The sequence below is a fragment of the Lentzea sp. NEAU-D7 genome (assembly GCF_026242055.1).
GTDB lineage: Bacteria > Actinomycetota > Actinomycetes > Mycobacteriales > Pseudonocardiaceae > Lentzea.
Window position 1 is genome coordinate 587,691 of sequence record NZ_JAPJDL010000001.1, and the last position, 24,284, is coordinate 611,974.

Annotated in this window: 15 protein-coding genes; 4 read left to right on the plus strand and 11 right to left on the minus strand. The window is 71.4% G+C overall.

Annotated elements, in window-relative coordinates:
- Positions 1-278 precede the first annotated feature (278 nt).
- The 4 genes from ORI60_RS02305 to ORI60_RS02320 form a co-directional block, all read right to left on the minus strand.
- Entirely contained in the window at positions 279-1,409 is a 1,131-nt protein-coding gene (locus ORI60_RS02305; protein ID WP_266033431.1) for a lipase family protein, read from the minus strand.
- An 86-nt stretch (positions 1,410-1,495) separates the two neighbouring features.
- The gene (locus ORI60_RS02310; protein WP_266033434.1) at positions 1,496-2,902 is read right to left on the minus strand and encodes an FAD-binding oxidoreductase; all 1,407 of its coding nucleotides are present in this window, start codon (positions 2,900-2,902) and stop codon (positions 1,496-1,498) included.
- 64 nt (positions 2,903-2,966) lie between these two features.
- Positions 2,967-4,064 carry a calcium:proton antiporter gene (locus ORI60_RS02315; RefSeq protein ID WP_266033436.1) on the minus strand — a complete coding sequence of 366 codons (1,098 nt, stop codon included), beginning with the start codon at positions 4,062-4,064 and terminating at the stop codon, positions 2,967-2,969.
- A 133-nt stretch (positions 4,065-4,197) separates the two neighbouring features.
- Entirely contained in the window at positions 4,198-4,608 is a 411-nt protein-coding gene (locus tag ORI60_RS02320; protein ID WP_266033440.1) for an SSI family serine proteinase inhibitor, read from the minus strand.
- A gap of 244 nt (positions 4,609-4,852) precedes the next feature.
- On the opposite strand from ORI60_RS02320, the gene ORI60_RS02325 reads away from it, so the two are divergent.
- The 4 genes from ORI60_RS02325 (at position 4,853) to ORI60_RS02340 (ending at position 9,360) form a co-directional block, all read left to right on the plus strand.
- The gene (locus ORI60_RS02325) at positions 4,853-5,440 is read left to right on the plus strand and encodes a D-alanyl-D-alanine carboxypeptidase family protein (RefSeq protein ID WP_266033442.1); all 588 of its coding nucleotides are present in this window, start codon (positions 4,853-4,855) and stop codon (positions 5,438-5,440) included.
- Between the two features lie 89 nt (positions 5,441-5,529).
- Positions 5,530-6,165: a TetR/AcrR family transcriptional regulator gene (locus ORI60_RS02330; RefSeq protein WP_266033444.1), complete on the plus strand. Its 636-nt coding sequence runs from the start codon at positions 5,530-5,532 to the stop codon at positions 6,163-6,165.
- A gap of 33 nt (positions 6,166-6,198) precedes the next feature.
- A complete protein-coding gene (locus ORI60_RS02335) occupies positions 6,199-6,696 on the plus strand; it encodes a hypothetical protein (RefSeq protein ID WP_266033446.1) in 498 nt (165 codons plus the stop codon).
- Between the two features lie 423 nt (positions 6,697-7,119).
- Positions 7,120-9,360, plus strand: a complete 2,241-nt coding sequence (locus ORI60_RS02340) for a glycoside hydrolase family 3 N-terminal domain-containing protein (RefSeq protein WP_266033447.1) — start codon at positions 7,120-7,122, stop codon at positions 9,358-9,360.
- On the opposite strand, the gene ORI60_RS02345 is transcribed toward ORI60_RS02340, so the two are convergent.
- The 7 genes from ORI60_RS02345 to ORI60_RS02375 are packed head-to-tail and all read right to left on the minus strand — an operon-like array spanning position 9,338 to position 24,168.
- Entirely contained in the window at positions 9,338-10,108 is a 771-nt protein-coding gene (locus ORI60_RS02345) for a hypothetical protein (RefSeq protein ID WP_266033448.1), read from the minus strand. The two genes, ORI60_RS02340 and ORI60_RS02345, sit on opposite strands and share 23 nt — an antisense overlap.
- A complete protein-coding gene (locus tag ORI60_RS02350; RefSeq protein WP_266033449.1) occupies positions 10,108-11,847 on the minus strand; it encodes a methyltransferase domain-containing protein in 1,740 nt (579 codons plus the stop codon). Before ORI60_RS02350 ends, ORI60_RS02345 begins: the two co-directional genes overlap by 1 nt.
- The gene (locus tag ORI60_RS02355; protein ID WP_266033451.1) at positions 11,844-12,971 is read right to left on the minus strand and encodes a glycosyltransferase; all 1,128 of its coding nucleotides are present in this window, start codon (positions 12,969-12,971) and stop codon (positions 11,844-11,846) included. Before ORI60_RS02355 ends, ORI60_RS02350 begins: the two co-directional genes overlap by 4 nt.
- Positions 12,968-13,747 carry an alpha/beta fold hydrolase gene (locus ORI60_RS02360; protein ID WP_266033453.1) on the minus strand — a complete coding sequence of 260 codons (780 nt, stop codon included), beginning with the start codon at positions 13,745-13,747 and terminating at the stop codon, positions 12,968-12,970. Before ORI60_RS02360 ends, ORI60_RS02355 begins: the two co-directional genes overlap by 4 nt.
- Positions 13,740-14,000, minus strand: a complete 261-nt coding sequence (locus ORI60_RS02365) for an acyl carrier protein (protein WP_036014077.1) — start codon at positions 13,998-14,000, stop codon at positions 13,740-13,742. Before ORI60_RS02365 ends, ORI60_RS02360 begins: the two co-directional genes overlap by 8 nt.
- Positions 14,000-17,665, minus strand: a complete 3,666-nt coding sequence (locus ORI60_RS02370; protein WP_266033467.1) for a beta-ketoacyl synthase N-terminal-like domain-containing protein — start codon at positions 17,663-17,665, stop codon at positions 14,000-14,002. Before ORI60_RS02370 ends, ORI60_RS02365 begins: the two co-directional genes overlap by 1 nt.
- Positions 17,653-24,168: a type I polyketide synthase gene (locus ORI60_RS02375; protein WP_266033469.1), complete on the minus strand. Its 6,516-nt coding sequence runs from the start codon at positions 24,166-24,168 to the stop codon at positions 17,653-17,655. The genes ORI60_RS02370 and ORI60_RS02375 overlap by 13 nt, the downstream gene beginning before the upstream one ends.
- Positions 24,169-24,284: the final 116 nt, after the last annotated feature.

Below are 24,284 nucleotides of genomic sequence, written 5' to 3' on the forward strand. Positions count from 1 at the left end.
GATCAGCATCGACGCCGTCGTGGCCCGCCCGCGCAACAACGCCTGCCGCACCTGGGGATTGGTCGCGGCCTCCACCCACAGCAACCGTGACGGCGTTCGGGCCCGTCATGGACTCGTGGAGCCTGCACAGCCCGTCGACCACCTTCGGCAGGTCGGCGCGGTCGGCCACACGGGCGCGGGTGAGACCTCGCAGTCCTTCGGCGCTCAGGAGCTCGACGCGCTGGCGCACGCCGGGCTCTCGCCACCGGCCTGGTTCCCGGCCTTCGCCGCCGCCGTGATCAGCAGTTGGGGCGCGTGCTCCGCCCGGCGAAGCGGTCGCCGAGCCAGGTCATCGCGTTCGAGCCCCACGCGCTGACCGCGGTGATGTGCCCGAGCAGCGGCAGCGGCGTCCACTGGACGTCGGCTCCGAGCGAGCACCACTGCGAGCGCAGCTTCTGCCCGACGCTGAACGGGATCAGCTCGTCCAGCGTGCCGTGGTAGAGGTACACGGGCGCGGCCGGCTTCACCGAGCCGAGCGTGTTCTCCTTCAACCTGTTCTGCCACAACGGGTCCAGCATGACGTCCGGCCGCGTGGTCAGCGCGTTGAGCCGCGTGAACGGTGCCACCAGGGCGATCTCGGCCACGCAGGACTCGCGGATCTGGTCGATGACCTGCTGACCGCGGGCGTTGAGCACCGACGCCAACGGCAGCTCGGGGTAGGCCTGGGCGTAGCCGGCGGCGGCCGCGAACACCAGTCCGGAGCCCGCGTTGCCGTCGTTGAACTTCGCGACCGCGTTCAGGTCGGCGGGCACGCCGCCCGCGGCGACGCCGACGACGTTCAGCGAGGGCGCGTAGGACTTCCACTGCTCGGCGGCGGCCGACGCGGCCTGACCGCCCTGCGAGTAGCCGAAGAGGCCGATCGGCGCGTCCGCGGACAGGCCGGGGATGCCGCTCGCCGCCCGCGCCACGTCCAGCAGGGCACGACCCTCCGAGCGCGCCACCGCGTAGGTGTGGTCCCCTGGGGTGCCAAGGCCTTCGTAGTCGGTCACCGCGACCGCCCAGCCGTTGAACATCGCCTGCGCGAGGAACGCGATCTCGACCTCGGTGCCGTTCTGCAGCTGCCGCGACGGCGCGCACCGGTCGGCCATGCCCTGCGTGCCCATCGCGTACGCGACGATCGGGCGCGGGCCGTTGTTCCACGGCAGCGGGGACACGAGCACCATGCCGGACACGACGGTGGCGGTGCCCGTCGCGGACGTCGAGTTGTAGCGGATGTCGTAGGCCTTCACCGGAGCCGGTAGCAACCTGAGCGGCTCGGGGTGCCACGCCACCTCCCGGCTGCTGACCAGCTCCCCCGGCGCTGCGGCGGTGGCGGGTGTGACCAGGCTGAACATCAGGAAGACGGCGGCGAGCACGGCACGGAGCTGCATCGTTGGACCCCTTTGTGGTAACCGGCGTTACCGCAATGTAGGGCCGAACGCCGCAGCAGGACAATAGTCCGTTCGGCTTCATGGATTCAGGCGAGGCCCTGGGGGAACGCGAAGACGCGGTCCGGGTCGTACTTGCGCGCCACCTCGCGAAGCTTGCTGAGCGACGAGCCGTAGCAGGCGTTCGCCCAGTCCGGCATCTGCGGGTCGAGGTAGTTGACGTAGCCGGTCGCACCGAACATCTTGCCCAGCTCGTCCCGCGCGACGCCCATCGCGCGCCGCGCGTTCGCCTCCCCCGCCCGCAACGACACCTCGACCTGGATGCTCGCGAGGGCGCTCCGGTGCGGGAACGCCGTGGTGGGGCCGCGACCGGCCGCACCGCCGAGTGCGTCGATCATGTTGTAGGAGTCCGGGGTGTTCTTGAAGATGTCGGCGAGCTTCTGCGGGTCGGTGATCGGCCTGGTCAGCATCCGCGACGTCGCGACGTAGCTGCCGCGCGCCTGGCTGCCGCCGCCCCCGTTCCAGCTAGGCCGGCACGAGCCGTCGCTGACCCGGCACCACGCGAACCGCTCCATCGCGGCGAGGAAGCTCTGCTCGGTCTCGCGGCGGGAGGTGGGCTGCGAACCCACGCGGCGGACCAGGTCGTCGAGCAGCGGGCGGAGGGTCGCGGGCGTGCCGACGAGACAGCCGCCGACCTCGACGTGCGGGGTGGAGCCGCTGCCCACGCCGACGGTCGAGGTGAGCGCGTCCGGCGCACTGCTCTGCCAGCCCGGCCACGCGCTGAGCAACGAGGCCAGCGCCGCCGACGGGAACCGGAGCGTGAACGTCGTGAGGGTGCGCGCGGGTTCGGTGCGGAACACGAACGAGGTGACGATGCCGAAGTTGCCGCCGCCACCACCGCGCAGTGCCCAGAACAGGTCCGGGTGCTCGGTGTCCGACGCGGTCCGGAGCACGCCGTCCGGTGTCACGATCCGCGCGCTCACCAGCCGGTCGCTGGTGAGACCGAACTGCCGGGCGGTCACACCGATGCCGCCGCCCAGCGTCAGCCCGGAGATGCCGACCGTCGCGCACGTGCCCGCCGGCATCATCCGCCCGGCGTTAGCCAGGGCGACGTAGAGGTCCATCAGCAGCACGCCGGCGCCGACCTCGGCCGTGCCGTCCGGCCGGACGTCGATCCGGTCGAGACCACGCACGTCGACGACCAGGGCACCGTTCGCGGTGGAGTAGCCCGGATAGCTGTGGCCGCCGCAGCGCGCGGTGATCCTCGCCCGCTCCTGGCGCGCGATCTCGATGCAGCGCTGGACGTCCGCCGGTGACGCGACTCGCGCGATCGCACTGGGACGCTGGGCGTCGTACTGCGTGAAGTAGCCGAGCTTGGCGTCGCCGTAGGCGGCATCACCCGGTCTGATCAGCTGAACGTCCACTGTGGACCTGCCGACCAGTGCCGACACGGCTCCCAGCGCGGCCGTGTGCAGAAGTGCCCTGCGACGCAACATGGCACGAACGTAGGAGCCGGATGCACTGCGGCACAACGGATCTGAAGACCGGGAAGGATACCGGCTACGGGTTCACAGCCAGGAACAGGAACGCGGCCAGAAGCACCAGGTGCACGCCACCCTGCAGACGCGTCGCACGCCCCGGCACGACGGTCAGGACGCTGACGAGCACCGTCAGCAGCAGCAGGATCATCTGCGTCGACCCGAGGCCGAGCATCAGCGGCCCGTCCAGCCAGATCGTCGCCAGCGCGATGGTCGGGATCGTGAGGCCGATGCTCGCGATCGCCGAGCCGTAGCCGAGGTTGAGGCTGGTCTGGATCCTGTCGCGCAACGCGGCGCGGGCGGCGGCGATCGTCTCGGGCAGCAGCACCAGCAGGGCGATGACGACACCGACGAACGACTGGGGGAACCCGGCCGCGCGCACGCCCGCCTCGATCGCGGGCGACTCGATCTTCGCGAGCCCGACCACCGCGACCAGGGCGAGGAGCAGGAAGCCGAGCGAGACCAGCGCGGCCTTGCCGGACGGAGCCTCGGCGTGCTCGTCCGCCTCGATCACGCCGTCCTCGTCGACCGGCAGGAAGAAGTCGCGGTGCCGGACGGTCTGGGTGAAGACGAACAGCGCGTACAGGCCGAGGGAGGCGAACGCGGCGAACGCGAGCTGCGGGCCGGAGAACTCGGGGCCGGGCGTCGTCGTGGTGAAGGTCGGCAGCACCAGGGTGAGGGTGGCGAGCGTCATCACCGTGGCGAGCGCGCCGCCGCTGCCCTCCGCGTTGAACAGGATCGTGTGGTGCTTCAGCGCGCCGAGCAGCAACGCGATGCCGACGATGCCGTTCGTGGTGATCATGACCGCGGCGAACACCGTGTCGCGCGCCAGTGACGACGCCTCGGGCCCGCCGGACACCATGAGCGTGACGATCAGCGCCACCTCGATGACCGTCACCGCGACCGCGAGGACGAGGGATCCGAACGGCTCCCCGACCCGCAGCGCGACGACCTCGGCGTGGTGCACGGCGGCGAGGACGGTCGCGGCGAGGACCAGGGCGACGAGTGCGACGAGCAGGCCCCCGAGGTCACGCCCCCAGGTCAGGGCGAGCAGGACCATGCCGAGCACGGGGGTGATGGTCGTCCAGTGGAGCAGCGGGAAGCGCGGAGCGGCGGCCATGATCCAACCCTCGCATGCCGGGCGGGCCGCCCGCCATTCGGCGCAACACCCATTCCGGGGTACGACGAAATGTGGAGCGGGACGCCCCTGCCGCGTCCCGCTCCACATTTATTTGAGGTGCCGTGTTCGATTCCTAGAAATCGAAGAGGGCACCGGTGTGCGCCAGCATGACGCACGAGTTCGGGTAGGTGTGCACCTCGCTCACGGGCTGACCGCGCCAGAAGCCGAACATCGAGACCTCGACGGGCGCGTAGTGGAACGTGCACGCCCGGTCGTCCGCCTGCATGGCCTGCAGGTCGGTCCCGGCGGAGGCGAGCGTCGCGCAGGCGAGGGCCCTGCGCGGGTGCTGGTCACCTCGTTCGCAGGTCAGCACCGTCGCCTTGAAGGCGTTGCCGTCGAACTCCGAGTACTGGACGGAGAGCACGAGCGCGGTGCCGCCGCGGGAAGGGGACGGCGTCTGTGCCGCGGGAGCGGCCTGGGCGGTGCCGGCGAAGGCGAAAAGCGACACGAACAGAGCGACGAACGCAAAGATGCGGCCGGACATGAAAAACGGTCCTCCTGAGACCTCACAAATACGGGCCGGTTCTCGGCCGAGGAAGATGCTGCCACCCCGAATCGCTGTGGCGAAAGGGGCCAGAACTGTTCACCGATCACATCTGTCCGCTCCGCCGAAAGCGTGATTGGGCCGAACGGATGTGTCGATCGCCACGTTCGCGGGGACACAGCCACCGATGGACTGTTACGGGTTGCTGACAGACGAGGCGGCCCGCCGACGTATTATCCGAATCATGTCCAAGACCTCCAGACGCGTCGCGCACGGCGTGCTCCTGATCGTCACACTCGTGGTTTCCACCGGCGGCGCGCTGGGTTACCTGGGCAGATTGACGCTCGTGTTCGACCGCCATCCGGGAAAACCGCTCGCGATAATCGAGGAGGTGCCCGGACCGCCGGACGGGCCGAACTGCCCGATCGACGCGCGCTACTTCGACGAGGACCCGGAAGGCCTGCGCCCCGAGGTGCTGCAGGCATGGCTGAAGCTGCGCCAGAAGGCCGCTGACCAGGGCGTGAAGCTCTGCCTGAACGACGGCAAGCGAAGCCGTCAGCAGCAGCAGGCGGAGTTCGACGACGCGGTCAAGAAGTTCGGGACCGAAGAACTCGCGGCGAAGTACGTGCTGAATCCGCCGGACCGTTCGATGCACGTGATCGGATTCGCGGTCGACGTCCAGCCGATCGAATCAGCGAAATGGGTCGAGAAAAACGGCAGCACCCTCGGCTGGTGCCGCCGTTACGAAAACGAGCAGTGGCATTTCGAGTACAACTCCGGCTATCTCACCGGCGGCTGCCCCGCTCTGATCCCCAGCGCGACGGGCAGCTGAACCCCCGCGCAAAGGTCTAGACGCCTGGCATGCGCGTGAGGTTGCGCCCACGTAATCTGACAAGCCCAGTTACCAGATTGGAGCGCCCAGTGGCCCGTGCCTACGGCGGTATCTCGCCCGAGCAGCGCAAGGCGGAGCGCCGGGCGAAGCTGCTGCAGGCCGGTCTGGAGTTGTTCACGAGCACGGGCTTCGCGGCCACCAAGATCACCGAGCTGTGCACCGAGGCCGGCGTCTCCACGCGCAACTTCTACGAGGAGTTCGCCTCGAAGGAGGACTTGCTGCGCGACCTGCACGACCTGATCAACGCCACGGCGTTCGCACAGGTCCGCACGGCACTGGCCGACCTGGAGACCGACGACGTGCGGTTCCGGGTCACGACGCTGCTGGACGTTTTCGTGCGCAGCGTGACGGCCGACCCCCGTGCGCCGCGCCTCAACTACGTCGAGGCCGTGGGCGTGAACGCGGAGATCGAACAGCAGCACGTGCGCTGGGTGAGCACGTGGGCCGAGTTCATCGAGTCGGAGGCCCTCCGGGCGGCGGCCGCGGGCGTGGCGCCGCAGCGGTCGTATCGGCTCACCGCGATAGCGCTCGTGGGCGCCATCACCGGCCTGCTGCGCGAGTGGCAGGCACACCGGCCGCCGCTCGCGGTCGACGAGATCGCCGAGGAGATCCGCGAGCTCGTGCTGGCGGCCATCCTGAGGGCGGACGTCCCGCAGGAGCGCTGAACCGCCGGGGCACCGCTGTCCGTAATCCCCGATGTGAGCCGATTCGCCGTTCTCGCGCTGCTCGTGTGCCTGGGTGCCTGTTCTGCTCCGCCCGAGCAGGAGACAGCCACGCCGGCCGAACTGGAGGCCGCTGCCGGTCCGGTCGCGGGACCCACTCGGGTCCTGCCGGGAGACATCGCGAAACTGCAGGTCGAGGAGTCGCCCGCGGTCGGTGCCGTCGTCGCCGACCGCGAGCACAACACCCTCTACTTCACCACCCAGGACGGCCCGTCGAAGTCGACCTGCCTGGAACCGGAGTGCACGCTCGTGTGGCCGCCGCTGCTGGCGGCGGGCGGCAAGATCGAGGCACCGGGCCTCGACCAGGCGCTGCTCGGCACGACGAAGCGCCCGGACGGGCTGGAGCAGGTCACCATCGCCGGCAAGCCGGTGTACCGCTACGTCGACGACGAGGGGGCCGGCGACACGACCGGCCACGGCGTGGACGACAAGTGGTTCGCCATCTCGCCGAAGGGCGCGAAGGCCACCCGCTAGGCACGCAGGGCCCTGCGAAGTTCGTCGGGCGGCAGTAGCGGCCGGAGGCCCCGGAGGCGACCCCGCCGCGACGCCCGAATACGCCCGGTATGAGGGCAACGCGGCGGTGTCGCCTCCGGATCTTCTCGCCCGCGCCTGCCACCGGACGAACTACCGGGACACGACTTAGGCCGGCACGCGGGGCGCTGCGACCAGGTCCGGCCCGAAAATCCGGCGTCCGGCGCAACCGCGCCGCGTGACGCCCGCGCGACACACCGGAACCGGTGACCCCGAAGGGTTGCCGGTTCGTCGCGTTCGGGTTACTCGAACGATTCGTTTGTACCGGAAATCAAGAAACCGGTTTCGCGCGGAACCGGTTTCAGGTATCAACTGTGAGAGCGCTCCCATAGACGCTGCCGCCGCACGAGCCCTCTCGGAGACCACATGGATCGCGACGACGTGCCCTACCTCGACGCCACGCTGCCCACCGCAGAGCGGGTAGCCGACCTGCTGGGCCGCATGACGCTGGCCGAGAAGGTCGGCCAGATGATGCAGCTGGACTCGAGGGAGGACCTGGACGACCACGTGCTGCGCAAGCACGTCGGCTCGATCCTGCACACCTCGCCGGAGCGAGTGCTGCGCGCGCAGGACCTCACCACGCGGACGCGTCTGCGCGTCCCGTTGCTGATCGCCGAGGACTGCATCCACGGCCACTCGTTCTACGAGGGCGCCACGATCTTCCCCACGCAGCTGGGCATGGCCGCGAGCTGGGACCCGGAGCTGGTCGAGCAGGTCGCGCGCGTCACCGCCGTCGAGGCCGCCGCGACCGGCGTGCACTGGACGTTCTCGCCGGTCCTGTGCATCTCGCGGGACCTGCGCTGGGGCCGCGTCGACGAGACGTTCGGCGAGGACCCGGTGCTGATCGGCGAGCTCGCGGCCGCGATGGTCCGCGGCTACCAGGGCGACGGCCTGGCCGACGAGACGGCGATCCTCGCGACCGCGAAGCACTTCGCCGGGTACTCCGAGACCCAGGGCGGCCGTGACGCGAGCGAGGCGGACCTGTCGCGCCGCAAGCTGCGCTCGTGGTTCCTGCCGCCGTTCGAGCGGGTCGCCCGCGAGGGCTGCGCGACGTTCATGCTCGGCTACCAGTCCACCGACGGCGTGCCGATCACGGTCAACTCGTGGCTGCTCGACGAGGTCCTGCGCGGCGAGTGGGGCTACAAGGGGACGCTGATCACGGACTGGGACAACGTCGGCCGCATGGTCTGGGAGCAGAAGCTGCAGCCCGACTACGCGCACGCCGCCGCGGCCGCCGTGAAGGCCGGCAACGACATGATCATGACGACCCCGCAGTTCTTCGACGGCGCGCTGCAGGCCGTCGAGGACGGCCTGCTGGCCGAGTCGGACCTCGACCGCGCGGTCACCCGCATCCTGACGCTCAAGTTCGACCTGGGGCTCTTCGAGAACCCGCGCAGGCCCGACGCCGAACGCCAGCGCGTGATGATCAACCACGACGACCACGTGGCGCTGAACCTGCAGGTCGCGCGCCGGTCGCTGGTGCTGCTGCGCAACGACGGCGTGCTGCCGTTCGGCAAGCCGAAGGGCAGGATCGCGGTCGTCGGCCCGCTCGCCGACGACGCGCAGACCCAGCTCGGCGACTGGGCCGGCTCGTCCGGCCAGGCCGACTGGCTGCCCAACGGCCACCCGCGCGAGATGATCACGACGGTCCTCGACGGCCTGCGCGAGCTCTCGTCGCAGGAGGTCACCTACGCCCGCGGCGCCGACGTCCTGACCCTGGAGCCGGACCCCGAGGGCGACACGTTCCCCGACGGCCAGCCGCGCCCGCCGGTCGTGCGGGCCTGCGCGCCGGACGCGAACCTGATCGCCGAGGCCGTCGCGGCGGCCGAGGGCGCCGACTACGTGGTCGCCGTCGTCGGTGACGTGATCGAACTGGTCGGCGAGGGCCGGTCCACCGCCACGCTCGAGCTGATCGGCGGTCAGATCGCCCTGCTCGACGCGCTGGCCGAGACCGGCACGCCGCTGGTCGTGGTGCTGCTCGCGTCCAAGCCGCTGGTCCTGCCCGCGTCCGCGCGCAACGCCGCCGCGCTGCTGTGGGTGGCGAACCCCGGCATGCAGGGCGGCCGCGCGATCGCCGAGGTGCTGCACGGGCTCATCGAGCCCAGCGGCCGCCTGCCGATCTCGTTCGCGGCGCACGCCGGGCAGCAGCCGACCTACTACAACCAGATCCGCGGCCAGCACGGCACGCGCTACGCGGACCTGACGCAGGAGCCCGCGTTCGTGTTCGGCGAGGGCCTGTCGTACACGACGGTCGAGTACGGCGACCTGCTCGTGGAGACGGCGGTGCTGCGCCCGGACGAAGTCGTCAGGGCCTGCATCTCCCTCACGAACACCGGGTCACGGCCTTCTCGCGAGACCGTGCAGGTCTACGTCAGCGACGCCGTCACCTCGGTGAGCTGGGCCGACAAGGAGCTCAAGACCTTCAGGCAGGTCGACGTGGCGCCGGGCGAGACCGTGAAGGTCGACCTCGAGCTCCCCGTCTCCGCCTGCACGATCGTCGACGCCGACGGCCGCCGGGTGGTCGAGCCGGGCGAGTTCGTCCTGCTGGTGGGCCCGAACTCGAGGGACCTCCGCCGGGCCGAGTTCACCGTAAAGCCGCAGTGTTGAAGGGACCGGGAACGATCGTGAGGTAGCGGGGAGGGATCTCCACCGACCTCGTGATCGCCTTCTTCACCGCGGGGACCAGGTCCGCGTCGACCAGCGCGACAGCGGGCCTGCCCGGCGGGTCGATCAGCAGGCTGGCACCGCGCGCGCCCGCCGCGAGCGCCGCCTGGACGACCGCGTCCTGCTCCGGATCCGGGTTCTGGGCGTGGTGGTAGGCCGTCAGGGCGGCGCCCAGGTCGTCCGCGTCCCGGACGTGGGGCAGTTCCACCTGCGGCTCCGGGCGCCGGACCCTCGTGTCGACGACGAGCAGCCGCTGGCCGGGCAGGGCGAGCAGGTCCGGCCGCGGTTCCTCGAACCGCTCACCGGCGAGGTCGCGCAGTGCCAGCCCCACCGCGGTCCTCAGCGCCTCGGCCGCGGACAGGCCACTGCCCTGCGGCAGGTCGACGCTGCACATCAGCGCGGCGCCGCCCCTCGCCTCCACGCCCGCGGCCCAGGCCGGGACGTCGTCGGACGGCAGCAGCGCGCGCTCGGTCGGCCGGTTCACCGACACCAGTTCGAGCCTGCCGTCGTCACGCCGGTCTCCCGCGACGATCGCACCCCACTTGGCGTGCACCTTCACCGCACCGCCCAGCAGGTTCAGCACGCCGGGGGCGTACCAGACGCCTTCCGCGGGCCGTCCGAACGTGCGCCGGAACGCGTGCGGCACCAGCCTGAGCTCCGGCGCGAGCTCAGGCCGATCCGCGATGTCCATCACGCCTGCGCCTTCCGGGCCAGCAGCCGGTAGGCGTTGCCCTGGCCGGTGCGGTGCGCCAGGAACCGGTTCACCGTCTGGTCCAGCGCCAGCGCGACGAAGAACGCCGGGATGCCGAGCGTCCACACCAGGAAGCTGCGCGTCCTCCTGAGCCGCACCTTGCCCGGCCGCCACGGCGCGGGCGTGCGCGGCGCCTTGTCCCCCAGCCACAACAGCAGCGCGAGCGTGAAGTCGTTGCACAGGTGCGCTTTCGCGCGCTCGGTGGCCACTGTGGTCAGTCCGCGCTCGGCGAGCGCCTCCTGGAGGTTGCCGATCGGCATCATGTGCTGGTGCTGCGGCTGGAACCACGGCATCCAGTACTGGCCGAACAGCCTGCCCAGCCGCCACTCGGGGTCCGGCAGCTCGATCAGCAGGTAGCCGCCGTCGGGCAGCACGTCCGCGGCGATGTCGAGCTCCTCCCACGGATCGCGCACGTGTTCCAGGTAGTGGTGCATGCTGATCACGTCGTAGCGGCCCTTGAGCTCGCCCGCGAAGTCCTTGAAGCTGCCGCGGTAGGAGTTCTCGATCCGGCCGAGCCGCGCCGCGTCCTCGATGGCCGCGCCCTGGTCGAGCCCGTCGAACCGGGTCTGCGGCAGGACCTCCTTGGCCCCCAGGCAGAAGTGCGCGTGCCCGGATCCGACGTCGAGCCAGCGTTCGGGCGAGGTGTACGGCTGCACCATGCGCGCCCGGCCGTAGTAGGGCTCGGTCTTGCCGGAGAACACCGCCTCCGCCGACGTCTCGCCGAGGCCGTCGTAGAAGTCGCGGTAGTAGAAGCCCAGGCCCTCCTCGGTCAGGCGCGGGTTCTGCCAGACATGTCCACATCGGACACAGCGGTCCATCGTGAACGTGCCGGGCTTGCGCTGCACCAGGTCCGTCGCGGTGACCCAGCGGCGCAGGTCCGTGCCGCCGCAGGACGGGCAGGTGTCGCGCGGTGCCTCGTGGAAGTTCCGGTCGCGGTTCTGCTCGTACCAGGGCGCGGCCTGTTCGAGGTGCCGGGCCTGACGCTTCTCGGCCGTCGACTTCTTGCCCCCGGCGGTCTTGAACCACAGGTAGGGCGTGCGCAGGACGCGCGGCACCCACAGGTCACGCGGCCGCAGCGGCGTGCCGGCGAACACCAGGACCGGGTGCGCCCAGTAGGCGGCCAGCGCGGCGAGTCCCCACTGCCAGGAGGTGAGCAGGGCGGCCACGACGGTGGCGTACCCGATGACCGAGCCCGCGATCCACAGCGACGGCCGCTTCCCGAACTGCCGCAACGTCGCCGCGCGGTAGCCGAGGTCGTGCGGCCCGGCTTTCAGCCCCGGCGCGACCGCGATGTCGACCCGCGCGTGCACGTGGTCCTTGACCCGCCGCACGTACGCCACGAACTCGGTGGGGTCGCCGGGGTCGACCTCCTCGACGTAGGGCTCCCGCACCAGGACGGCCTGCGACGCGCTGATCCCGCGCGCCCACTGGTCGTCGCGGTACTTGCCGGGGTCGACCGCGCCGAGCAGGTCCAGCGCCGCGACCGTGTGCAGGTCGCGCGGGACGAGGTCGACGAGATCGGCGTCGGACTCCCACGAGCCCTCCGGATGGACTCCGGTGGCGGTGAGGAGCGTGTGCCCGTCCGCGCCCCGGGCGAGCACTCGCAGTTTCGACGCGCGGGAACGCAGGCGCAGCACGTCCAGCAGGACGACCACCACGACCAGCACGCTGAGAATCACCCGGCCACCACCTTTTCCAGTAGGTCGGCCGCGGCCGCTGCGCCGCCTGCCGCCGAGAACGACTCGCGCACCAGCTCGGCGGCGGCCACGTACTCCGGCTCGTCCAGCACGGATGCCAGTGCGCTGCGGATGTCCGCTGCCCGTGCGCGCGAGTAGGTCAGCCGCACTCCGGCACCGGCCTCCACGACCTGGGCGGCGACGGTCGGCTGGTCGTCGCGGATCGGCGCCACGACCAGTGGCAGCCCGTGTGCGAGCGCCTCGCAGACCGTGTTGTGGCCGCCGTGCGTGACGACGGCGTCCAGGTGCGGCATCAGTGCGAGTTGCGGCACCGAGGGCAGCATCAAGACGTTCGCCGGGGCGGGCCTCGGCGGAGCGACCACCACGGCCTGCACGTCGAGCTCCGCGACCGCGTCCATGGCCTGGCCGAGGAAACGCTCGCCCGCGGGACCGTTGAGGGTGCCCAGGGAGATCAGCACCCGCCGCCCGCCGGTCAGCCTCTCCCAGGGGAAGTCCACCCGTTCCACGCGACGGGTCAGCGCTGGGCCCACGAACGCCACTTCGTCGCCGAACTCGCCCGCCACCAGCGCCTTCGAGCTGTAGACCAGCACCAGCCGGTCGGAGAACCTGATGTCCCCACCGGCGAAGTCGTGCAGCAGGTCACGCACCCAGGCGTCGACCTTCGGCATCGTCCTCAGCGGGTTGACCAGCTCCGCGGACGTGCTGGCCGACGTCACCCACGGCAGTCCGGCGCCGCGCGCCACCACCGGTCCCGCCAGCGCCTGCTGGTCGGCGACGACCACGTCCGGGGCGAACACCGTGACGGCGTCGGAGACTCCGGGCACCATCGCGTGTCCGAGCGGGATCAGGAACTCCTCCCAGAAGAACTTGAGCACCGCCATCCCGCGCAACGCGAGCCAGCGCTCCCGCTGCGCGCGGATGACGCCTTCCAGGTGGTCGTCGATCGCGGCGAACACGAGCGCGTTGTCGGGCAGGAGTGGTTGCAGCGTGCCGGGATGCCCGACCCACGCGACCTCGTGCCCGCGCGCCAGCAGCTCGGCCCCCACGGAAGCGGTCGGGTTGACGTGGCCGGTCAGCGGCGGCACGACGAACAGGAACCGGCTCATGACGGCAGCCAGTCGAACAGCACGTCCAGCAGCTCGGCCGTGGCCTCGCGGAGAACCGTGTGCCCCAGTCCGGACACCACGTGCAGGCGGCACGACGGGATGCGCTCGCGCAGTTCGGCGGCGGCTCCGATCAGTTCGGACTCGGCGCCGTACACCCCGAGCACCGGGCACCGCACCTGCGTGAGGTCGAGCTTGGCGCCGGAGCCGAGGTCGTCGATCAGCGTGGTGCCGTTGAGCAACGCGTTGGCGTTCACGGCGAGCTTCGCGATCTTGCGCTGGCCCAGGGCCATCAGCTGGTCCTGCGTCCGGTCGAACTCCAGACCGAGCGCGGCGACGGTCAGCGTGTTCGTGATGTCCTCGAACCACGCGTCGCCGACCACTCCCCCGACGGCGGACTCGACCAGCACGACGCCGCCGACGCGTTCGGGTGCCTGCACGGCCGCGTGCATCGCGACGACACCGCCGTAGCTGTTGCCCAGCAGGAAGACCGGCTCGGTCACGCCGATCTCGTCGAGCACGGCGACCAGGTCGAGCGCGCTCTCCTCCGGCGTGTAGCCGGACGGCGGCCGCTCGGACAGGCCGTGCCCGCGCAGGTCGAACAGCACGGTGCCGAACCCGGCCTGCGCCAGCGGCGCGGCGAGCGTGTAGTAGAAGCTGGACAGGTTGTCCATCACCAGGCCGTGCACGAACACCACGGTCGGTCCGGCCTGCGTGCCTTCTGGAGGCCCGAGCCGCTGCACGTGGAAGCGCAACCCTCGGGCGTGAACCTCAGACACGGGCCGTGATGTGGTCGACGAGCCGGCCGACGGACATCGCCATGATCTCGTCGATGTCCATGTCCGCCAGGAAGGCCACGAGGTCGACGCCGTAGTGGGCGTTGAGCTTGTCCGCCAGGGCCACGAACTCGATCGACTCCAGGCCCAGGTCGTCGCTGAACGTGGTGTCGCGGGTGATCTCCACTCCCAGCAGGAAGTCGGGCCCGACCACCTCGGTGATCAGCTTCGCGACCTGCTGCAGCACCTCGTCCATCAGTTCTCCGTTCGCACGCGGGCCGCGGCTCGCCCCGGTTCGGATGTCACGTCGACTCGCGGCACGGCGAAGGCCCCGCGCACACGGCCGTCGGCGGTCACACTCAGTTCGGCCGGGTAGACCGGCCCCGCTCCGCGATCCCACAGCCACGAGCGCACGGCGTCCTTCACCGCGATCACGCGCAGCAGCCAGTCCCGCTGGGCGGGCACGTCCAGGCCGCCGTAGTGGTGCCGCTCGGCGGAGTTCAGGTAGCGGCGCATGATCAGGTCGCGGGTCGCGCTGTCGGCCCAGTTCTCCTCCACCCACACCCGGTCACCGTCCTTCGTGGACAGCATCTCGGTGCCCGGCTTCAGCTTCACCTGCCAGATCCGGTCGTCCGTCGTGAACCGGCGGGTGGTCCAGCCGGTGATCCGGCACCACAGCGCGCCGTCCACGGTCAGCTCGGCGTCGGCGACCATCACCTGCGCGGTGACCTCGCGGATCCACGCGGTGCACCGGACGTCCCCGGTGGGCGCGGGTCCGTGGAACGTCACCCGCTCGATGCCGGTGGGCAGCACGGTCTGGTCCTCGGTGCGGCAGACCTGCATCCAGTGGCCGATCAGCTGCCCCGCGCTGTCCAGCAACGCCCCCGGCGCGGGCAACGGCGTCAGCACGCCCGCGATCCCGTCGTCCGCCAGGCAGTCGATCTTCGTGACTCCCGCGAACGCCGGTCCGTGGAACATCCAGTTGTCCGCGTACAGCTCGGCGGCGGTGACCGGCGCGTCGCGAACTCCTTCGAGCTCCCTGCCGACCCTCTCCGGGGTCTGCGGGGACATCAGCACGACACCCTCGGCGTAGTCGCCGACCTTGACGAGGACGCGGTCCCGGCCCTCCGCGCGGGCGGAGATCTTGACGGTCGTCGCGGGCAGCGCTGTGAGCCAGCGCTTGGCCTTGACCTGTGCGAACCCGTGCACCGCGCCTCCGGTGAGCCGGCGCGCGGCGTCCGCGAACACCTCCAGCAGGCCGGTCGCGGGCACGATCGGGAACCCGTCCGCGAGGTCCGGCCAGCCCGGTGGCTGCGGGAACACCGAGTGGTCGGCCAGCTCCGGCATGGTCCGCAACGAGAACTCGCGGGTGAAGCCCGCCTCGTTCGGCCTGAGCGCGCCGACGACCTCGCGCGCGACGGCGTGGGTGTGGGCCAGGAGCTTGTTGACCGCGGCGGACATCGGGCCGTCGGCGGCCACCAGCACGGGTTCGGTGCCGAGCGCGTCGAGCGTGATCTTCGGCGTGCCGAGCCGGAGCTTGACCTTGTGGGCGGTGCCGCGCTTGAGGCCGAACGCCCACAACGCCTCCGGCGCGATGTCGGCGTTCACCGCGATGTGCGGCCTGTCGTTCAGCGTGTCGCCGACGAACCCGGTGAGGCTGCCCTGCCCGATCTGGACGAACGCCCGGAAACCCGCGCCGTGCAGGCGTTCCAGCAACGGCCGGAACCGGACGGGCTCGACCAGGTGGCGCAGGACCAGGTCGCGAACGCCGTCCGCGCTCATCGGTTCGAGGGAGTTCGCCGACCACACCGGGACGTCCGACGCGCGCACCGGAAGCTGGTCGAGCATCTCCCTGGCCCGGCCCAGGTAGGGGGCGAGCGCCGGGGTGTGGAAGCCGGTGCGGAACGGCATCAGCTGCGCCATCACGCCGTTCGCCTTCAGCGTCGCGAGCACCTGCTCGAGGCGGTCGACCGGGCCGCAGATCACCGACTGGTGCGGGCAGTTGTCGTGGCTGATCGTGACGCCGTCGATCAGGTGCTGCTCGGCGGTGTCCGCAGAGCACCCCAGTGCGGCGTAAGCGATGTCGACGACCGCCACCGCGCCGGGGCCGAGCGCTGAGACGAACTCGTCGATCGTCGGGTAGATGCCGCCGACGACCATCGCGGTCCACTCGCCCATGCTGTGCCCGGCGAGCGCTCCCGGCGTGATGCCGAGCGCCATGAGCTCGCGGGCCTCGCGGCGGCCGTCCTGCAGCAGCCCGACGGCGTGGTCGACGACCTCGCCGCTGAACTCGCGCTCGAATCCGGGGAACAGGAACGCGACCTGGTCGGTGCCGGTCAGCAGCGGCTGCGGGGAGAACCAGATGTCGTGGCGGCCGGGCCACGCCTTGCCCTGGGCCAGCACCCGTTCGGCGAGCTTGAGCTTGCGGTCGTCCGGGTTGCCGATGGCGAGCCGGAACGCCCTGTCTGCGCTGGAGGTGCGGCGCTGCCTCAACGCGTTCGCGAGCTCGTCGGCGGTGTCGGCGGCGAACGTCATGACGGGCTTGCGCGGCTTGGCGATGGTGTGGCCGTCGAGGACCGCGTGAGCGTTGATCCCGCCGAACCCGAACGCGTTCACGACCGCGCGATGCCGTCCGGTCCACTCGCGAGCACTCGTCACGGGTGTGAACCTCGTACCGGCCAAGCTGCTGTGCGGGGTGTCGACGTGCAGGGTCGGCGGAAGCGTGTTGTGGTGCAACGCGAGCGCCGCCTTGATCAGCCCGGCCATGCCGGCGGCGGGCATCGCGTGGCCGATCATCGACTTGACCGTGCCGATGCCGATCTCGTCGCCCTGCCCGCCGAACGCGGTGATCATCGTCTGCAGCTCGGCGGCGTCCCCGGCAGGTGTGGCGGTGCCGTGCGCTTCGATCAGGCCCGGTGACTTCTCGCGGGGATCAAGGCCCGCGTTGGCCCAAGCCCGTTGCACGGCGAGGAGCTGACCGTCCGGGTTGGGCGTCATCATGCTGGTCGCACGGCCGTCGCTCGCGGTGCCGATGCCGCGGATCACCGCGTAGACGCGTTCGTCGCCGACGTCCTCCAGCCGCTTCAGCACCACCATGCCGACACCCTCGGACAGCAGCGTGCCGTCCGCGCTCGCGTCGAACGGCCGGATCCGCTCGGTGGGGCTCAACGCCCTGAGCTGGGTGAACACGCTCCACAGCGTCGGGTGGTGGCAGACGTGGACGGCGCCCGCGAGCATGGCGTCCGCACGGCCCTCCTGGAGCTCGCGGACGGCGTGCTCGACGGCCACCAGGCCGGAGGCGCAGGCCGCGTCCACCGTGTACGCGGTGCCCTTGAGGTCGAACCGGTTGGCGATGCGCGACGCCGCCAGGTTCGGCACGAGGCCGATCGACGACTCGGGCTGCTCCGGGCCGAGACGGTCCCGGATGGCCTGGCGGACGGTGTTCAGCTCGGCGCCGGCGAGGTTCGGGAAGAGGTCCCCGATCACCGACACGACCTCGTCGGCGAGCCTGACCCGCTGGTCCAGCCGCGCGCAGCCGGGCGTGAGGTAACCGCCGCGTCCCACGACCACGCCGACACGATCCCTCGACGGCAGCACGGACTCGCCGCCCGCGTCGGCGATGGCCTCGGCCGCGGTGGCCAGGGCGAGCAACTGGTCGGGCTCCGCACCGTCCACGGTGGACGGCATGATGCCGAACCTGGTCGGGTCGAACTCCGCGAGGTCGTCGACGAACCCGCCCCTGCGGCAGTAGAACCTGTCGCCGGTCCTGCTGTCCTGGTCGTAGTAGGTCGCCGGGTCCCAGCGACCGGGCGGGATCTGGCCGATGGCGTCGACGCCGCTGACGATGTTGCGCCAGAACGTCGCCGCGTCCGGGGCGCCGGGGAAGACGGCGCCGATCCCGACGATCGCTATGCCTCCCATCGGTAGACCACCTGCACGTCCTGGCCGTTCGCGATCTCGTTGAGCAGTGCGTCCACGCCCTGCGCCGGCTCGATCATCGGGATGCCGCGCCGCGCGTACTCGCCGGCGAGCCCGGACGCCATGCCCGTGCCGGCCCAGGGACCCCAGTCGACGGCGACGACACGGCGGTGCGCGCCCCAGAACCTGGCCATCCGGTCGAGCGCGTCGTTCGCCGCCGAGTAGTCGGCCTGGCCGCGGTTGCCGAACACGCCGCTGACGCTGCCGAACAGGACGAGGAACCCGTCACCGAACGCCTTGGCGCCGTTCACCTTCGTCGCCCAGACCCGGTCGAACGACTCCTGGGTCTTGGCCTCGATCAGCTTGTCGTCCAGCACACCCGCGCCGTGGACGACGCCGTCGAGCCGCCCGAACCGGGCCTTGATGTCCTCGACCACCCTGCCCACCGCTTCGGCGTCGGTGACGTCGCACTCGTGGTAGCGCACGCTCGACGCCGTGGCGCGCAACCGTTCCATGGTCTGGCGGACCTCGCGTTCGGCGAGGACCCTGCGCGCCTTGGCGGGCACGTCGTCCTTCTCGCCGAGCTCGAACAACGCCTTCACGAGCTCGGGCTCGGTGGTGGCGTGGCTGAGCCGGTGGTCCTCGGGTGCGATCGGCGTGCGGCCGATCAGCTCGACGTGGCACCCGGTGCGCTCGGCCAGCCCGGTCGCGGCGAGCGCGGTGATGCCGCGGGCGCCACCGGTCAGCAGCACCACGCTGTCGGCGTCGAGGGTGAGGGGCGCCGGGGCGAGCTCCGCCTCGGCCACCTCGATGACCTGGCGCCTACCGGCCTGGTAGCCGACGACGGCCGGACCGGGCCCGATCTCGGCGAGCAGCGCGGTGGCGATGTCGCGGTGGCTTTCCTTGGGGTTGACGTCGACCGAGCGGACCACGAGGTCCGGGTACTCGAGCGCGGCCGTGCGGATCAGGCCGTGCAGGCCGATGTCCGCCGGCAGCTCGTCGGGCTGGTGGTCGAAGCCGAACGTGCCGCCGCCCGTGGTCACCACGACGAGCGAGACCCCGTTCGTCACGCAGGCCTTGACCTCGCTGAACGCCTCCGGAAGCCGTGCCTGCAGCCGGATCACGACGTCGACGCCGGTCAGGTCGGCCGGGAAGGAGGGCTCGATGCGCGGCCGGGCGGTGTGGCGTTCGAGCAGGTCGGCGAGTTCGAGCCCGATCCCGTTGTCGTCGACGATCAGCACCGTCCTGCCGGTCAGGCCGGCGGGGGCGGCGGGCTCCGCGGGCACGACCTGGGGAACCAGCCGGACCAGCCTGCCGCCGGGCGCGCTGACGGGAGCGGGCGCGGTGGCCGCGGTGAGGGCAGGGGTCTCACCGAACCAGGCGACGATCCCGTCGATCGTCTTCAGCTGCGCCAGCTCGTCGACCTCCCCCGCCGCGCCGAGCTCCTGGGCCAGCTCGCCCACGATCTCCGCGCGCTTGATGGAGTCGATCGACAGGTCCGCCTCCAGGTCGAGCCCCGGCTGCAACATCTCGACCGGGTAGCCCGTGCGCGTGCTGATCGTCCGCAGCACGACCTCCCGGACGTCCTTGCCCGCGGCGGCGACCGGTGCGGCGGCGCCGAACCAGCCGACGATGCCCTCGATGGTCTTGAGCTGCGCCAGCTCGTCGACCGACCCGGCGGCGCCCAGTTCGGCCACCAGCTCGCCGACGATCTCGGTCCGCTTGATGGAGTCGATCGACAGGTCCGCTTCCAGGTCCAGCCCCGGTTGCAGCATTTCGACCGGGTAGCCGGTGCGGGCGCTGATCGTCCGCAGGACCACCGCGCCCACGTCCTCCTGCGGCCTGGCCACCGGCTTCGCGACGGCGACGGCGACGGGCTGCTGGTCGATCACCTGCCGGGGCGCCGGAACCGGCGCGGGCTCGGTGCCGAGGTAGCTCAGCAGGACGTCGCGCTGGGCGCTGACCGCGTCCCGCATGCCGTCCAGGAACTTCTCGATGATCTCGTCACGCCCCAGCCCCGACCCCGCTCGCAGCGTCGGGAACTCCGTCGCGGGCCGGAGCCCGCCGGGCAGTGCGTCGCCGTTCGCGTCCCGCACGAGTCCTCCATCCACGTACCAGCCAGGCCGCGGCGGCACGGCCGTGGCCGGTTCGGCCCTGTCCTCGAACAGCGGTGCGGTGTCCACCTCGACACCGGCGACCGCGAGCGTCGCCAGAGTGCGCAGGAACGTCACGTGGTCGTCGCAGCGCAGCGCCTGGTGCGGCCGGTCGCCGAGGGTCTTGCCGACCAGCGACGTCAGCACGCCGCCGGGCCCCGCCTCGACGAAGATCCGGGCGCCGGCGTCGTACATCGACTCGATCTGGTCCACGAACCGCACCCGGCCCGCGAGCTGCGCGGACAGCCCTTCGCGCACGTCGTCGTGTGGAGCCGCGGACACGTTGGACCACACCGGGAACCGCGTCCCGCCGAGGGAGATCTCCGCGAGACGGGCCGCGAACCGGTCGCGGGCACCGGCCATCAGCGGGCTGTGGAACGCGGCGGCGACCGGGATGTTCTTCACGGTGAGCCCGGCGGCCCGAAGTCCTTCGACCGCACCGGCCACGGCCTCGGTCGGGCCCGAGACCACGACCTGGTCGGGCGCGTTGTGGTTGGCCACCACGACGTCCGGCGGCAGCAGCGCCTCGACCTCGGCCACCGTCGCGGTCACCGCGGCCATCGTGCCGGGGTCCTCGCCGACCGCCTCCAGCATGGCTTCAGCGCGCGCGACGCTGAGCTCCAGCAGCTCGGCGGCACCGAACGCACCGGCCGCCGAGAGCGCGACCAGTTCGCCGTAGCTGTGGCCGCCTGCCAGGTCCGGCCGCACGCCGACGGAGTCCAGCAGCGCCGTGACCATGAGCCCGGCGATGCCGAGCGCGGGCTGGGCGTTGCGGGTGTCGGTGATCTCCGCGCGCTGCCGGGACACGTCCTCGGCGGTCAGCGCGGCCGGCGGGTACATCACCCGCTCGTAGCGCGCGTCGAGGAGGTCCTGCAGGCGCGGGAAAGCGGTGACGAGGTCGAGCAGCATGCCCGGCCGCTGGCTGCCCTGGCCGGGGTACAGGAACGCGACCTGGGGCCGTTCCCCTGTGCACAGCGACACGACGTCCGACGGGCGCCACGCCTCGACGTCCTCCAGCGCCTTGCGCAGTGCGGCGTGGTCGCTCACCACGAACGCGGCCTGGACCGTGCCGGTCCCGCAGGCGGCGGCCAGCGAGCGCAACGGCGTCCGCTCGTCGGCCAGTGCCGCGAGGCGGGCGGCTTCGCGTTGTGCCGACGCCTGGTCGTCGCCGCGGATCAGGAACAGCTCGGCGGGCCAGGCGGTCAGGCCGTGCCGGGGTTCGTCGGCCCCGGTGTAGCCCGCGATCACGGTGTGGAAGTTCGTGCCGCCGAACCCGAACGCGCTGACGCCCGCGACCCGGTCCCTGCTCGCCCACGTGCGGTGGCCGAACGCGAACGGGCTGGTCCGCGCGTCCCAGAAAGCGTTGGGCTGCTTGACGTGCAGCGTGCCGGGCCGCACGCCGGTGTGCACGGCCAGGGCAGCCTTGATCACGCCCGCGAGCCCGGCCGCGCACTTGGTGTGGCCGATCTGCGACTTGACCGAGCCGATCGTGCACGAGCCGGGTTCGACGCCGGAGAACATCTCGGTCAGCGACGCGAGCTCGGTGCGGTCGCCCACCACGGTTCCGGTGCCGTGCGCCTCGACCAGTCCGACGGCGGTGACCGGCAGCCCGGCCGACGCGTAGGCGCGGCGCAGGGCCCGTTGCTGGCCCTCCGGACGCGGCGCGGTCAGGCCCCGCGACCGGCCGTCGCTCGACGCGCCGATGCCCTTGACCACGGCGTAGACGCGGTCGCCGTCCCGTTCGGCGTCGGCGAGTCGCTTGAGGACGACGGCGGCCACGCCCTCACCGAGCGCGATGCCGTCCGCTGCGGAGTCGAACGTGGCGCACCGGCCCTTGGCGGACAGTGCTTTCACCGACGCGAACATCTGGTAGTCGTGCGCGCTGTTGTGCAGGTCGACCGCGCCGCACAGGACCATGTCGCTGGTACCGCCGACGAGTTCCTTGCACGCCACGTCGAGCGCGGCGAGGCTCGACGCGCAGGCGGCGTCGACCGTGTAGTTCGCGCCGCCGAGGTCGAGCCGGTTCGCGACCCGCCCGGCGATCACGTTGCCGAGCACACCGGGGAACGAGTCCTCGGTCAGCGACGGCAGGTGGTCGTCCAGGCCTCGGATGCCCAAGGCGGGCAACGCCGTGCGGACCGTGTAGGCGTTCGCGAGGTCGGCGCCCGCCTCGGCACCGAAGATCACCGACGTGCGTTCGCGGTCGAACACCCGCGTCGCGTAGCCGGCGTCCTGGAGCGCTCGCGCCGACACTTCGAGCGCCAGCAGCTGGGCGGGCTCGATCGAGGTGAGCGACGCGGGCGGGATGCCGTAGGCCAGCGGGTCGAAGGCCGTGCGCGGGAGGAAACCGCCCCACCGGAACGGGCTGCCGTAGCGTTCGGGCGACCACCGGTCCGGCGGGATCTCGGTGATGGAGTCGGTGCCCGCCAGGACGTTCGCCCAGAACTCCGCGACGTCCCGCGCGCCCGGCATGATCGCGGCCATGCCGATGATCGCGACGTCCAGCGGTTCGGGCTCGTCGATCTCCGCGACGGTCTCGGGCAGCACGCCGGACACGATGTCCTCGTGCAGCTCCGCGATGGTGGTGCGTTCGGACCGCAGCGTCGCGACCTGGCCGATCATGAACATGCCCTCGCGGCGCTGCTCGTCCTCGCCGACCGGTTTGAGCCCGCCGTCCTCGCGCACGAGACCGCGGCTGGCGAGCCGGAGCCGTCCCAGGTTGAGCTGTTCGAGCCGCTCCCAGCTCTCCTGTTTCGACAGTCCGGTCAGCTCGGCCCGCGCCTGCTCGAAGGTGTCCACGTAGGACGTCTGCGCGCAGCGGACGGCATGACCGGGGGAGGTCTCCAGCAGCGCCGTGTCCTCGCACTCCAGCGCGACCTGCTGGAACACCGGCTGGATCGCGCCGTGCGTCACGGCTTCCTCGGTGAACAGGTAGGCCGTGCCGACGAGAACGCCGACGGCCGCACCCCGTGCCGCGATCGGCGCGGTCATGGCGGAGATCATCGCGGCCGAGCGGGCGTCGTGGATGCCGCCCGCGAACAGGGCGACCACGTCCTTCTCCCGCCCGCGCAGCACGTCGATCTGCTGCTGCCACAACGTGAAGCTGGTCCGGGGGCCGGTGTGGCCGCCGCACTCCGAGCCCTCGAAGACGAACTTGCGCGCGCCCTCGTCGAGGAACCGGCGCAGCAGCGCGGGCGACGGCACGTGCAGGAACGCCTCGATGCCGGCGTCCTCCAGTTCGCGCGCCTGCGCGGGCGTGCCGCCGGCGACGATCGCGTACTTCGGCCGCACGGCCAGCACGGCCTCCATCTGCCGAGCCCGCAGTTCCGGCGGGGCGAAGCCGAGCAGGCCGACTCCCCAAGGTCGTTCACCGAGTTTGGAGGCGGTGTGGTCCAGCAGTTCGCGGACCGCGGGGCCCTCCATCAACGCGAGCGCGAGGAACGGCAGGGCACCCCCCTCGGCGACGGCCGCGGCGAACGCGGGCTGGTCGCTGACGCGGGTCATCGGGCCCTGCGCGATGGGGTACCGCAGGCCGGGGACGCGGTCGCAGAACGGCCCGCCGGACCGGATCGAGCGGTGCTCACCCGCCAGGGTGAGATTGTCCGAGATGCCCCGTTGAATGGCTCCGACCACGCCTCCGACGGTGCCGAACGAGGTACGGTAAGAATCGGCCAGGGAACCTTCCTGACCAATTTCGAGCGCGTTTTGACGAACATGAACGCGTAACCCGTCGTTCACGACGGTGTCGGCGCCGTCCATCATCCGGACCGCGTTGACAATTTCGCCGGAAATATGTTTTCGGGCCTCCGCGACCAGTGCGAGCTGGCCTTCCAGCACCACTCCGCGAGCACCACCGGCGACTGCGGCGGCCGCCGTGTCGGGGCCGATCGACCCGGCCACCCAGACCGGCAGATCGGTCAGCGCGAGCACCTGCTGGAGCAGCACGAACGCGGGCGAACCACCCACTCGGCCGCCCGACTCGGCACCCTTCGCGATCAAGCCGGTGGCTCCGAACTCGATCGCCGCAACGGCTTCCGCCACCGAGGTGATCACCGCGAGGACACGGCGTTCACCCAGCTCAGCGAGGTTCGGAACATGCCGAACAAGATCGACGACGACGGTGTCCACGGTGTCCGGCAGGGGCACGGTCAACGGTCCGTGCAGCCGCACCCCGAAGGCGCGCGGGTGACGCGTGGTGACACGGCCGAGGTCGGCGGCGGCGTGGGGCCCGAGGTCGAGCACACCAAGCCCACCGGCTCGTTCGGCCGCGACCACGAGGGCCGGGTTGGGGGTGCCGAAAGGACTCAGGCACAGCACCCGTTCACGATCCGACAGCATGTCCACTGCGCTCACTTCCTCACCCTGCAGGGGTGGGGAGAAAGGAATTCAGCTAGGGTTACTACTGACCGGTACGGTTACAGCGCGCTCACCGTACGCACAAACCGGAGGCGCCGTCGAGGGGGGTGGTG

Bases quoted from the DNA above. Each gene is read 5' to 3' on its own strand.
- ORI60_RS02305 (WP_266033431.1), bottom strand. From the start codon at position 1,409: ATGCAGCTCCGTGCCGTGCTCGCCGCCGTCTTCCTGATGTTCAGCCTG.
- ORI60_RS02310 (WP_266033434.1), bottom strand. From the start codon at position 2,902: ATGTTGCGTCGCAGGGCACTTCTGCACACGGCCGCGCTGGGAGCCGTG.
- ORI60_RS02315 (WP_266033436.1), bottom strand. From the start codon at position 4,064: ATGGCCGCCGCTCCGCGCTTCCCGCTGCTCCACTGGACGACCATCACC.
- ORI60_RS02320 (WP_266033440.1), bottom strand. From the start codon at position 4,608: ATGTCCGGCCGCATCTTTGCGTTCGTCGCTCTGTTCGTGTCGCTTTTC.
- ORI60_RS02325 (WP_266033442.1), top strand. From the start codon at position 4,853: ATGTCCAAGACCTCCAGACGCGTCGCGCACGGCGTGCTCCTGATCGTC.
- ORI60_RS02340 (WP_266033447.1), top strand. From the start codon at position 7,120: ATGGATCGCGACGACGTGCCCTACCTCGACGCCACGCTGCCCACCGCA.
- ORI60_RS02345 (WP_266033448.1), bottom strand. From the start codon at position 10,108: ATGGACATCGCGGATCGGCCTGAGCTCGCGCCGGAGCTCAGGCTGGTG.
- ORI60_RS02355 (WP_266033451.1), bottom strand. From the start codon at position 12,971: ATGAGCCGGTTCCTGTTCGTCGTGCCGCCGCTGACCGGCCACGTCAAC.
- ORI60_RS02365 (WP_036014077.1), bottom strand. From the start codon at position 14,000: ATGGACGAGGTGCTGCAGCAGGTCGCGAAGCTGATCACCGAGGTGGTC.
- ORI60_RS02370 (WP_266033467.1), bottom strand. From the start codon at position 17,665: ATGGGAGGCATAGCGATCGTCGGGATCGGCGCCGTCTTCCCCGGCGCC.